Genomic DNA, 12,448 nt, shown 5'->3' on the forward strand with positions numbered 1-12,448 from the left:
CTATTTCTATCTCTAGGAACATCAAGTTCAAGATTTCCAAATTGAGATTTAACAGTTTTTTTGCTATATCCATTTCTTCTATTGTCAGTAGTTTTATTTCGGCTATCGCCCTTTTGATAACCAAGCTCGAGCGCTAGCTCTTGCTCCAACATTTCCTGAATTACATCTTTAAACATATCTTTTAAATATTCTCCTATATCCTTTGGATTACTAAGAGCTCCATCAGCTATAATTTGTCTTATTAAATCTTTACTTAGTGTACTCATAAAAAATACCCCTTTCTGGCATCTGATTATATTTTTATCATTGCCATAAAGGAGTATTTATTTCATCATAAGCACAAATTATTTTACGTTATCGTCTACTATATAGAGGATTTTTCTTGTTTATTTTATTTGTTTTACAACATATAGTCTTTACAGTTTGTTATATGGTACCATGCACAATTTTTACAGATATCATCAAAAATTTCCTCAGTCATATTCTTATAAACCATATCCTCTAACTCTTTATATACATAAATACCTTCTTTTATATTAAAATAATCGCTAACCTTCTTATCTAGTTGTTCTACTCTCTCCTGGCTTGAACAAAGATTACTCCCTATATTATTGGGACATTTTCCACATAAACTATCTAATGAAAAAATAATCTTTACTTTTTTATGTCTTTTCCTTAAACTAAATAAATTTTGATTGTTACTTTTATTGTAGTTTTTATTGTAAACATCTATTTTTTTAATAATACTTTCCATATTCTTAGAGAATTCCTCACTATATCCCTTACCTTGGTATGCCCTCATACATAAAATATGGTGGGGTCTTATCTCTAACATGACTTAGCTCCTATGTTTACTCTTTGTTTAACTGAAACTCCTATTACTGTTGCCATAGCTATCTTAACTAAATCTAGTACTATAAATGGAACTACACATGCCATTATACCTTGGATAAAGCTAGATTTTGTTAATATCATAAAAATAAGTGTACCTCCAAGATAATCAAGTGTTAAACCTATAATCATGCCAAACATTATGTATATAGGTTTTTTAAACTTTTCTGAAAAATAACCTATTATAAGTGCCATTATAGGAAAAACTAATAAAAATCCTCCTGTTGGTCCTAAAATCACACTAATTCCGCCTCTCATCTGAGCAAATACTGGTACACCTATTGCACCCATAAGTATATATATTAGTTGTGATATGAATCCTTTTTTACTACCTAATACAACTCCTGATAGTGCTACCGCGAACACCTGCATAGTAAGTGGTATTGCTGTAAATGGTAATGGAATAGATATTTGAGCCAAAACAGAAGTTACACTAGCAAATACAGCACATAATATTAAATCCTTTGTTGTTAATTTCATCTCTTACCTCCAACATGTATATCGTTTATTTTTATATGTATTCTGTGTTTTTATGTAAACCATAACTTTTTATTAAGTTTACATTTTAATTATATACTTTTTTTCTGTTTTGTCAAATTTATTTTATTTATTTTTAAAGCTGCCTTTTTACAAGGCAGCTTTAGCGTTTACTCTATAATAACTTTTATTGTATCCCCTCTTCTTGTTTCTAAATATGCCACTTCACCCTCTAAATCATAATTAAATGCAGAGACAACTAACTCAGTAAGTTTTTTACTATTTATAATATCTTCTTCATCATTAAAAAAATCTAATGAGTCATTTTTAATAATTTTCTTTGCAAACTCCATGGGTAGTTTTATATGTATTTTGTCCTTAGTACTAGAAAATATTATAATACTCAAAAATCTTTCTCTATCCTCATTGATAATACCTTTCACATATGCACCTCCCAAATATAAACTCATATAATATTTGCTTATTATTCACGCTTTTAATTTATATTCATCTACTATTTAGGTTTATTCTTAAAATTTAGTTATTCATGTAAAAACAGTTAATTTTTAAGAATAAAATTTTCTAAAGTATAGCTATAGTATATTTTAGATAGTTATCAGGGGTACCACCCCATCGGCAAAATTAAGTCTATTTCTGTTGAGGTTGAGTTTTTAAACCCAATTTATGATCATATTGATGATCCTAAGTTAAAATCCTCTCTTCTTGCAGAAAGTATAAGAAATAAAATGATTGAAAAAATAAAAGATTTTGTCCATCTCCTATAAAAATTTAGTATTTACAGGAGATGGAATTGAAAAAATAAGAGATTATAAACTAATCTACTATCTTTATGCAAAAGACCTTGGTGATAAAAAATCGATCAGAATACTTTATAAGTATCAATACTATATGACAAATTTTGAAAAGAGCACAAACCCTGAATGGGCAAAATTTACAATTCAGATGAATAATCTTTATAAGGAATACCTAAACTAAAATAAAATAAACCCACCAAGTGACTTGATAATTCCTATCTGCCAACTTAGTGGGTTTCTTATTGCTTATCTTCTGTCTACATTAACCGCTTCACTTGTTGCTCTTGTTTCTTTTTAGGGGATTTTCTTATAAGTTCAAAATAAATCATTCCCTATCCGTGCATAAATCCTTTTTTAATAGTCTGTAGAAAATACTCATTCCTAAAATCTATATTTTGATCTTCTCCAATATTATCCAGTTGTTCTAAGATATCTATAAAAGCTTTTAGCTGCCTCCCCAAGTTTAAACCTGTTTGTTTCTTATCCATGAAATTATTTCATTCTGTTTGTAAAATTCCTTGATTATAAGTGAGTTGTTTTAAAGTAGCTTCATATATATCACCGTTGTTCCTGATACATTTCTAGACATTTCATTTACTCTGCTTGTAATGACTCTATATTTTTTTCTGCTTTCATCTTATAAAGTGATTTGATAAAAGCCTCTTCAATAGATGATTCCCAAAGATATCTTGCATAGCAACCATTAAATTCTTTATCACTTCCTGCTGAAACTCTAACTCTTCTTTTCTGGCCTTAATATCCTCAACATCACGCTTAATCTCGATAAGAACAAGATTTCCATTTTAATCAATGGCAGTAAGAGCACTTCTCCCTTTTCACTATTGGTTATCTGGCTTCCAATAATTAAGAGAAATTCGTCGGTTATAAAAAGTTCAATGTTTGACCTGATGAATTCTTCGATATGTGATTTCTTAAGGTTTAATGACTTGAAACTGGTTTCTGTAACGTCCATTTCATCTACAGTTATATTTACATCTGTCTTGATCGGTATAACCATTGTTGGCGACACCTCCTTAATGAAGTCATATCATATATTATTCTATACAATTAACGATTTCAGCATAGTTAGTCTCCTTAAGTGTTTGTAATGAAACAGCTTTCCAATCTTTGAGCTCTTCTAGAAAATCACCAACATTATATGAAATATTCTTGATCCTCTTCAATTCATTCAGTGGTTGGATTTTATTAATGTCAGTTTGAATTCTACTTATTTCTTCAGTCGTTTCAATTTCTCTTTTTTCCCAGTATTCTGTATAACTTATCCTGCCTGAAATACTATATATTTCAGCACCAACTTTTAAATTTCTAAATTCTTCACTTTCAACCATTAGCTTCTCATAGTCTTTATAGAATTTTTTATCCTCATCCCGAAGAACTATCATCAAAATTTTCTTCTTATACTCTCTGTCTCTCGTAACTTCCATAACTTCATACATACAGTTCTCTGATTTCAAATAGCTGTCACTAATAATCATTATGACAAAATCATGCTTACCAACTTGTTGCATAAATTCTTTGATGCTATCTTTATATTTAAGATCTCGCTCATCACGAGTCAAAGTATAACCTAATTTTAGAAAATCTTCATCAATAAGATCTGCAATATCTTTATTAGCCCAAGAATACGAAATAAAAATTCGCTTTTCTTGAGATTCATAGTTTAACAGATGATCGTCGCTATCAATGATTAAATCCTCAAGGTATTCTCTAATATAATCTACTAAGTGCTTTACTACCTGATTGTTAAATGCATCCATGCGATCCTGAAATTTCGTCCCAGAGCCATAACCGTTGGAAAAAGCAGTATAATCCCCAAATACTTCTTGGCCATATTTGAGTAATTGATATATAAAAGCAATCTCTTTGTCTTTTTCTACCGGTAAATCGTATTTGTCATGCCAACCTCTACTATTGCAAATATCCTTCATATCATACTGATGATTATTGTTCTTTAAAATAAACTCATAAATCACTTCATTAGATTCGATAAAGTTCAAGAATCGACTTAAGTCGCTCATACCGTTACCATATTTAGTTGAAAGCAATCTTGATCCATACATTCTAAATTCTCTAGCTAATTTGTTCAATTCCTTTTTATTCATTCCAATTTTTCACCCCACAACACGAACAATATACACCTATTAATCTATCTAGTTCAGTAACTTTTATATGCTTTTTACAACAATTTGACTCAACTTCAACTAGTTCATCAATATTTTCATAGATTTCTTTAATATCAACTCTAGGCTTAGATTTCGCTTTGAATTTCATGAACTTATTTCCACGGCTCTTTCTTTCGATCCCTTTAAACATATCATATATCATTTCCATAGCTTCTTGTTCTACTAGATTCATTGCTTTCTCAATAAAAACTTTTGAATAGAAATGATCTAATTCATGGACCAAACCGCATATTGGGCAGAATAAATTAATGGCATCAGATTCTTCAAATTCATCTGCCCTTAGCTTAAATCTTTGCTCACAGTGAGGACATTCAAATGAAACATATCCATCTTCATCAGCAGGAATACTAATTTGAATTGTTTTATCTGCCATTTATTATCACCCGCCTTCAACTCAACCTAATCATCTTCTCATCGATGCTCGACACTCATAGCATCAACTCAGTACTCTTCTACATACACCATCCCATTTCTGCCTTCCACCTTACGATTAAGAAGGCCATAACAGAATGTCTCGAACCTGTATTTCTTACGCCCTCTAGGATTCCAGTTATCAATAATTATCTCAACAGCCATTCTACAACCCCACATACAGCTACTACACTTACTTTCATATGTCCTGGCTGCCAGTCTTCTGTGCCCTCTTTCTCTGTAAACTTCCAGCTCAGACGGAACCAGCTCCAAGGATGATGAGGTGTTAACAATGGTGCCTGGTGAGTAAGTTTGAGCTTAAAAAATTTGTAGTATTGTGTTAGTTCAAGATCAAGATCCGGTACGGGTATACACTCTCCTGAGATAACAGCATTCACTTTGAATTGATGTTTAGCATGGGCAACTTTGCCGGTACCGGTGGAGAACGTTGTGTTAGCGTCGTCCAGTTCTCCATCAAAAGTAATGGCATAGCCTAAGTATGTATGAGAGGCTTCATCGAAGGATCTAGTTAGACGGATACATTGTTAGATTTAAATTACAGTACCTTGGGAAGTTAATTTGTCCATAACTGGAAGGCATCCATTTTATTAGATATATTTACGTTCTTTGGCTCTTAAAAAAATCTAGCCTAGAATTAGAATACAATATTTTCTTGTGTATTTCAGGTAATATTGTTGGGTACTTTGAGATAATACCATTAAAATAATCTTTTCCATCATACCAATCTATGAGGAAAGTCTCAAATGTACTAACCTTTATATTGGGTTCTCCTGAAATGACAATATCTAAAATATTTAAATCGCCTATGATTATTTCCATCTTACTAAGATCTACAGAATTTATCATAAACATAGCTTTTGGGGTAAAAAAAATACCAATTTCTTCTCCCATTTCATGCCAAGAAGCTGAGTCATCAATAGCAGGACCTATAAAAACAAGTTCCTTATTGTAATATTCACCGTAACTTGTAGCTCCTCTAATCAATAAACCTTGCTTCAGGCATTCTAATAATAGCCTTTGGCATATCAACATGTGCATATAAAACTCATAGCATTGATTTTTTGATGTTGAGGTTATTATAAAAGTATCCGATATAAGATCAACTTTTATTTCCACAGGGAATGAACTTATTGCAACTTTAAACTTCTTCAAATCGTCTTTTGATTTAAAAGTCTTGCTAATCGATTCATTGATACTAAGATTCCTTCTAAAAATATAATCCAGCATCTCTTTTTTTAAGTCATTATCAATATGATTCTTTAGTTCAGTATTTAATAAGTGCTCAAAATACCTCTTATTCATTAATGAAATGCTATCAGTAATTGTATCTTTGATTTCAATTAAAGTGTTTACTGGGTTCTTGTGATTATTGGTTTGCCAAATTCCCTTCCACCCTAATATATCTGCGAACGTAACGAATCCGCTAGTATACTCTAGTTCCATATTAGACCTCAATACCTTCAGGAGTGTTTTCCTCACATACATTTATCCAATTAGCGATTTGTTTTAAATCTTGTTCTACCTCTTCGACTGTCATTTCATTGCTGTCAGCTTTATTCCATAGGTGCCACATAAAAACACCTAATTCATGAGGATAATTAATAAAATCATGCTCAAGAGTTTCAATAAGTGCTTTACCTTCTTTATCACCCACTTTTTTCTGATGAAAAGTCACTGTCCAGCCCTCAAGAGTTCTTTCTACAGAATAAGTATCCTTGTGTCCCCATCTTCTTGAATAAATCTTTATATCAATTTCTTTATTTAAGTTTATATCACCTTTTTTAGATTCAACCTTCTTTCCTTCTCCTGTCAATTCCTTATAAAGATCCTCTAATGTATGGAAATGATTATAGTATTCTTGTGTATCTTTGTTAGGGTACAGTTCGCTATTAACAATCATATACTCTTCATATTCAGGCAAAATATGCCAGTGAATCTTTGGTGCTAAATCAATTAATTCTTTTGTAGGTTTATAAGAGCCACTTTCATTCAAATCGTCGAATTTTGACAAATATTCGTTTTTCAAAAAATCTAGTTCTTGTCCATCTTTAATCGTATTATTAAGTAGTCTATTAACTTCGTCCTTAAGATAATCTGTAGGAAAGAAAAAATCATTTTCACTCCTCAAAATATTACCCTCGATAGCAATCTTAAAATCCTCTGCTCTAAAAAACAGTTTATCGCTTAAATCTGCCTTGCTTAATTTCCCTGTATCGAGTAACTCCTTATTTTTCGCAAATCTATTAATTAGATTATGAATTCTTGCTTCTTCTTTAGATATATGCATAATTTTCCTCCTTGAAATTTATCTTAAATTCTCTTCTCTTTAACTAGTCTCCAGTAATGATAACCAAGTGCTGTTAATCTACATGACTTCGAGTTCATCGCTGCATAATACATGTGTTCCTCACCTAATGGAATAACTAAACCAATACTCTCCAATTTTTGTAGATCCTTAAAGACACTAACATTATTTGGATCAGTATAAGGTTCAACTACTTTATGTTCAACCACTTCTGCATTTGTGTATTCATATGATGGATCCAACTTGTACTCCTCGGTTGGTGTAGGAAAATAATCAATGATTTTTCTCAAAGTTTGAATAGATATTGCAGGCTCAACTGTTCTTAAAGATGTAAACCTGGTGATATTGGTTTTAAAGACTGGTCTTTGATCCCACGAACCAAGTGCTTGATCTATATAAGCGTATACGCTCCCAGGCGTAATATGCCCTCGTAAGTCTGCGGCTCCACCGCTCAAAGCATCTAATAATAGACTTGTAAATACACCTTGTCCACAATTTTCCATTGATGGTTCATCGTCCTTGCTGGATGTTAATATTGAGACCCCTTCGCCAATATGAGCGGCCTTATCACCGCTAACTTTTGGAGTTCCTAATGCACCTGAGTGGCAGCAATCTAAAATAATAATTTTATTTTTCACTTTAGATTTATTAGCTATAGTCAATATTTCGTCCATTGATACTCCAAAATCATGAGGTTGATAATCTGGTGTAACTATATATCCACCTACCTCATCTAAATAACCATGACCTGAAAAGTAAAATAGTGCTGTATCACTATCCCCAGAAAATAATTCAGAAATTAATCCTTTAAGCTCAGACTTTGTCCTAACATCATTTGCAAGTCTTATGTCAAAGTTTGGAGAGCCATCTCCATTCCTTTCAATAATATTAGAAAATTTATCTGCATCATTGATACAGCCATACAAAGGAGCGTCTTGATAATCATTGATCCCTACTACTAATGCCTTCCTCATTTCACAATTCCTCCTATTCTATAGAGTATCAATCCAATTTGCAATATTATCCCACGTCCAATTAACGACTCTTACTCCATCAAATTCAGATGGCAGTGATGCTGGATGATCATCCTTATTTCCCCAAATACCTCTTTTTGGTATAAGTTCTTCCTTAGCACACTTCACTTCCCAAAGTTGTCCATCTGCTTTTTTTGAATTCTTTGTTACTATAGCAAGAACACCATCACATCCTTTAATTTTTCTGCGACAATTGGTTTTCCATTGTGAATCCCAAGGTTGTTTTACTGACATATCCACAAATTCAAATGGTGACTTTCCATTTCTTGCTTGCCCAACCAATAAATCCCTCAAGTGTTTATCCTCCATTGCAAAACTAACAAAAATTCTCTTAGCCATTTTCTTCATCCTTCCTTCCATTTTTTATTTTAATATAGTACTATCTACTTATTGATATAATATTCCGACAACTCTATTTAAAAATAAAACGGACACAGCTTAATTACCAATTCTCCTATGTCCGCTCTCTATTGTCTAATTTTCTTCAAAGCAAACCACTTCTCTAACTGACCCTACTTCCTTCTGTAATACTCTCACTAAATACTGTAAGAATTCATATCTTAAATCACTTCTTCTAAGTGCTATTTCTACAATGGATTCAAGGAATCCTTGCTTGTTTCCAACATCATAACTCTTACCGATAAAGTCATAAGCGTACATATCTTCCTTAAGAGCCAGCTCTTTTAGCGCATCCGTCAGATGAATCTCTCCACCTTTACCATGCTTCGTCTCAGCTAAAATATAAAAGATACCCTGGTTGATGATATAATCTATCTCATACCCTTTTACCATAAACGATACTATATTTATAGACGTCTTCATCTTTAACGGTTTAAACCCCTAACACTGATATTTTATATATTCATCATAAACATCAATCAACTGCTTGAGACATGAAGTCCCTTGATTATAAACTAAATAATCACCAAGCATAATGGCAAAAGGTTCATTGCCTACAAAGGCCTTTGCACAGTAAATGGCATGTCCTAATCCCTTGGCTTCCTTCTGTCTTATGTAGTGGATATCGACAAGGCCGGTGATGTCTCTAACCACTTTAAGGAGTTCATCATTGGCTTTTTTCTCAAGTTCTAGTTCCAATTCTAGATTTTTATCGAAATGGTCCTCAATCGCTTTCTTGCTTTTACCTGTAATAATCAGAATTTCTTCTACTCCACTATCAATTGCTTCCTGAATAACTGCTTTGCGTACTTTCATGTGATGTTAAGACCTCCCTTTTTGATAAATTAGGGCTGAGGTGATGGCCCTTCTATGTTGAAATAGCCTTAAATACTGTTACGGCTTTATGAGTTATTTTAGATTATTAACAATCATTCTACATATCAAATTGTATATTTACTATTATTCGATTAACATCTTGTATAACTGTCCAATATTTTCAAATACATAATCAGGTCTAAACTCACTATCTGCAAGATGTTCCGATTTTGTCTCTCCTGTTAATACAACACCGGTAGAAACACCCGCATTAATTCCGCAAGCAATATCTGTATATAATCTATCTCCTATAACGATTGTTTCTTCGTGACTAAAACCATTTGCTTGCATAGCAAGTTCCACCATAGTCGGTTTTGGCTTCCCAATATATTCAGGTGTTTTCCCAGTTGCAGTTTCAAGCATATTACAAATAGAACCGCAATCCGGAATAAATCCAAATGATGTAGGGCAAACTAAATCTGGATTTGTTGCTAAATAATCTACATCATTTATTAAAATTCGACAAGCGTCATCTAATTTTGAATACTTTAATTCTGTATCAAATCCTACCAATAAACAGTCAATCTCTTCAGAATACTCATCTGTGATATTTAGTCCATCTTCTCTTAACTCTTTTTTAAAAGATTCAGTGCCAAGAACATAGACTTTTTCATTTTTGTAGTTCTGCCTTAAATGAAGTGATGTCGCTTGAGAAGAAGTCATAAAATTTGAAGAATCAACTTCTATGGACAGTTTATTAAGTTTATTGATATAGTCATTAATACTCTTTGAAGAATTATTCGTCAAAAAGACATACTTTCCACCAATCGACTTCACATAATTTAAAAAATCTAAACTGTATTCAAATAAAATACTATCCAAATATATAGTTCCATCCATATCTAACAAGAATAATTTTTTTTGCTTAAGCTTATCATTAGTCATTAAAAATACTCTCCGCTCTTTTTAAATCTTCATGATTATCTATTTCCATCCATCTTCCTTTTAGTGGACAAGGATTAAATTCAACTAGTTTTAAGACATCATTAAGAGCAACCTCAGTCCATTGGTTAAGTTCTTTTTTATCTTCTATAAACTCTTTTACTTTGTCATAGAATACTTTAGATCCTTCTTTAGAGAATTTGTAAACATCTATAGATACTCCATACGCATTATCTTCGCTTATTGCCTTGCTAATATCCATAATCCTACCATCAACACATGTAATTTTCATGTTCTCATCGTTGTGGATTCCTTCTTCAACGACAATGGAATTCTTGTAATTAGTTTTTATTAATTCTTCAACAATTGCTGAATCATAAAAAACATCCGCATTCATAAGTAAAAATTCATTTTCATACATATCATCTATTGCCATATAAGCAGAGTACATGTTATTTGTCTTATCATAGACATCATTTATAATCGTCTTAATATTTTTATAAGATTTGTTAATTGCCTCAACCATCATTTCAGATTTGTATCCTGCAATAACGGTTATATCTTCTACTCCATTTTCCAAAAGGTTATCAATTTGCTTAAATAAAATAGGTTTCCCATTAACTTCAACCATAGATTTTGGTCTAGTATCAGTTATTGGTCTTAATCTTGTTCCTAGTCCTGCTGCTAAAATCAATGCTTTCATCTTAAAACCTCCGTTATTTCATCATATATTTTTTCTAAATGTTTTTCATGTAAATCCAAAGTATTTAATACAGAAAATCTATCCGGCCTAGTATCCTGAGCTTTTAACCATGCATCAACGAATACCTCTTTAGATACCCCAAGTTTTTCAGGGAGGATATTAACATTATATCTTTTTAAAAAAGTTACAATGGGTTCATAACTTCTATCTTGTAGTATACAGCTTGCAATACTTCCTAATGCTACTTTCAACCCATGTGGTGCATCAATATTGTAATGTTCATCTAAAGAATGGCTAAACAAATGCTCAGATCCACTGCATGGTCTACTATTGCCTGCTATATCCATTGCTAATCCACTTAACACTAATGACTGTGCTAATTGCTTTATAAAATTTTCATTCCTAATGTGTTCTTCTCTACTAAATAGTAGCATATTTAATGCGGTATCAGATAGTAAGTAGGCAAAATCATTAGGATGTATTCCTTTATGCTTACTTTCTAGTTTCCAATCATACAAAGCAGTATAGTTTGATACCGTATCGCCAATACCTGCCATCAATAATGTATTAGGAGCATCTTTTATAATGTTTGTGTCAATTATTATTCCATCTGGTGATTTACAGCCAAAGCTTTTAGATTTTCCTTCATATGTCTTTAAAACAGCTATTGGTGATGCTACTCCATCATTACTTAATGTTGTTGGTATCGCTACATATTTCTTTTTACTCACATATGAAGCATATTTAGCTGTATCTAATATCTTACCCCCACCAAATCCTATTACTATTTCATACTCTTCTATTGATATTCTTTTAGCTACTTCAACAGCTATATCATAAGTGCTATCCTCCACATAAAAAATAGAAATCCTTTTATAGTCATTTAATAATCTATCAATACCTCTTTTAAATTTCTCATATATCCCTTTTGAAGTAAAAACCATAATTTTCTTTGACTCAATATTACTAAATTCTCTACCTAATTTAGCAATCAAATCTTTGGTACTATTCTCTTCTATTGTCAAGAATAGAGGCAAATTAAACGGTTGCAACTTATCACCTACTTTCTTTATATATTCATTTTTATTTTTAATAATTTCTATAGATATTAGATTTGGATCTATGTCAATATTTTAGACACAAATAATTGAATTTTTAACTTGCTCTAGCTATTTTTTCGCACTGTTCTGGTGATATGAAACCAATACTTCCATGAATTCTTTTTCTATTGTACCAACCTTCTATATATTCAAATAACCTTAGTTTTGCAGACTCAAAATCAAAATACTTAACCCTATAAACTTCTTCTTTCTTTAAAATGGCATGAAAAGATTCTATACAGGCATTGTCATAAGGACACCCCTTTTTACTAAAAGACTGAATTATTTTATTTTTTAATGTATAGTTGCTGAACTCAGAACTAGTGTATT

The 12,448-nt window shown here is 31.8% G+C and carries 18 protein-coding genes; all 18 read right to left on the minus strand.

The window, feature by feature from the left end:
• Nucleotides 1–266: transposase (locus BUB34_RS11865; protein WP_200787934.1), on the minus strand; the 266-nt coding region annotated here is incomplete at its 3' end.
• A gap of 134 nt (nt 267–400) precedes the next feature.
• Nucleotides 401–835: a DUF1284 domain-containing protein gene (locus tag BUB34_RS11870; protein WP_073127569.1), complete on the minus strand. Its 435-nt coding sequence runs from the start codon at nt 833–835 to the stop codon at nt 401–403.
• Nucleotides 829–1,371 (minus strand): biotin transporter BioY, encoded by a 543-nt coding sequence (locus BUB34_RS11875; RefSeq protein WP_073127571.1) that lies wholly within the window; start codon nt 1,369–1,371, stop codon nt 829–831. The genes BUB34_RS11870 and BUB34_RS11875 overlap by 7 nt, the downstream gene beginning before the upstream one ends.
• Before the next feature lie 167 nt (nt 1,372–1,538).
• Nucleotides 1,539–1,811 carry a hypothetical protein gene (locus tag BUB34_RS11880; RefSeq protein WP_242948887.1) on the minus strand — a complete coding sequence of 91 codons (273 nt, stop codon included), beginning with the start codon at nt 1,809–1,811 and terminating at the stop codon, nt 1,539–1,541.
• A gap of 704 nt (nt 1,812–2,515) precedes the next feature.
• On the minus strand, nt 2,516–2,671 hold the full coding sequence (locus tag BUB34_RS13300; RefSeq protein ID WP_159430064.1) for a hypothetical protein: 156 nt from the start codon (nt 2,669–2,671) through the stop codon (nt 2,516–2,518).
• Nucleotides 2,672–2,916: 245 nt separating this feature from the next.
• Nucleotides 2,917–3,201 (minus strand): hypothetical protein, encoded by a 285-nt coding sequence (locus BUB34_RS11885; RefSeq protein ID WP_073127573.1) that lies wholly within the window; start codon nt 3,199–3,201, stop codon nt 2,917–2,919.
• Between the two features lie 37 nt (nt 3,202–3,238).
• Nucleotides 3,239–4,306 carry a toll/interleukin-1 receptor domain-containing protein gene (locus BUB34_RS11890; protein WP_073127574.1) on the minus strand — a complete coding sequence of 356 codons (1,068 nt, stop codon included), beginning with the start codon at nt 4,304–4,306 and terminating at the stop codon, nt 3,239–3,241.
• Nucleotides 4,299–4,760, minus strand: coding sequence for a hypothetical protein (locus tag BUB34_RS11895; protein WP_073127577.1), 462 nt, complete (start codon nt 4,758–4,760; stop codon nt 4,299–4,301). Before BUB34_RS11895 ends, BUB34_RS11890 begins: the two co-directional genes overlap by 8 nt.
• Nucleotides 4,761–5,416: 656 nt before the next feature.
• On the minus strand, nt 5,417–6,262 hold the full coding sequence (locus tag BUB34_RS11905; protein ID WP_073127580.1) for a hypothetical protein: 846 nt from the start codon (nt 6,260–6,262) through the stop codon (nt 5,417–5,419).
• 1 nt (nt 6,263) lies between these two features.
• The gene (locus tag BUB34_RS11910) at nt 6,264–7,106 is read right to left on the minus strand and encodes a hypothetical protein (RefSeq protein WP_073127582.1); all 843 of its coding nucleotides are present in this window, start codon (nt 7,104–7,106) and stop codon (nt 6,264–6,266) included.
• Nucleotides 7,107–7,129: 23 nt separating this feature from the next.
• Nucleotides 7,130–8,098: a caspase family protein gene (locus BUB34_RS11915; RefSeq protein ID WP_073127583.1), complete on the minus strand. Its 969-nt coding sequence runs from the start codon at nt 8,096–8,098 to the stop codon at nt 7,130–7,132.
• A gap of 18 nt (nt 8,099–8,116) precedes the next feature.
• Nucleotides 8,117–8,497: a TIR domain-containing protein gene (locus BUB34_RS11920; RefSeq protein WP_073127585.1), complete on the minus strand. Its 381-nt coding sequence runs from the start codon at nt 8,495–8,497 to the stop codon at nt 8,117–8,119.
• A 135-nt stretch (nt 8,498–8,632) separates the two neighbouring features.
• Nucleotides 8,633–8,980 carry a hypothetical protein gene (locus BUB34_RS13910; protein WP_073127587.1) on the minus strand — a complete coding sequence of 116 codons (348 nt, stop codon included), beginning with the start codon at nt 8,978–8,980 and terminating at the stop codon, nt 8,633–8,635.
• A gap of 18 nt (nt 8,981–8,998) precedes the next feature.
• The gene (locus BUB34_RS13915) at nt 8,999–9,373 is read right to left on the minus strand and encodes a sugar phosphate nucleotidyltransferase (RefSeq protein ID WP_073127589.1); all 375 of its coding nucleotides are present in this window, start codon (nt 9,371–9,373) and stop codon (nt 8,999–9,001) included.
• Between the two features lie 144 nt (nt 9,374–9,517).
• Nucleotides 9,518–10,318 (minus strand): HAD-IIA family hydrolase, encoded by an 801-nt coding sequence (locus BUB34_RS11935; protein ID WP_073127591.1) that lies wholly within the window; start codon nt 10,316–10,318, stop codon nt 9,518–9,520.
• Entirely contained in the window at nt 10,311–11,018 is a 708-nt protein-coding gene (locus BUB34_RS11940; RefSeq protein WP_073127593.1) for a phosphocholine cytidylyltransferase family protein, read from the minus strand. Before BUB34_RS11940 ends, BUB34_RS11935 begins: the two co-directional genes overlap by 8 nt.
• Nucleotides 11,015–12,070 carry an iron-containing alcohol dehydrogenase family protein gene (locus BUB34_RS11945; RefSeq protein ID WP_073127595.1) on the minus strand — a complete coding sequence of 352 codons (1,056 nt, stop codon included), beginning with the start codon at nt 12,068–12,070 and terminating at the stop codon, nt 11,015–11,017. The genes BUB34_RS11940 and BUB34_RS11945 overlap by 4 nt, the downstream gene beginning before the upstream one ends.
• 103 nt (nt 12,071–12,173) lie before the next feature.
• On the minus strand, nt 12,174–12,448 hold a 275-nt coding region (locus tag BUB34_RS11950), incomplete at its 5' end, for an IS3 family transposase (RefSeq protein WP_143153386.1).

This window comes from Asaccharospora irregularis DSM 2635 (assembly GCF_900129815.1).
GTDB lineage: Bacteria > Bacillota > Clostridia > Peptostreptococcales > Peptostreptococcaceae > Asaccharospora > Asaccharospora irregularis.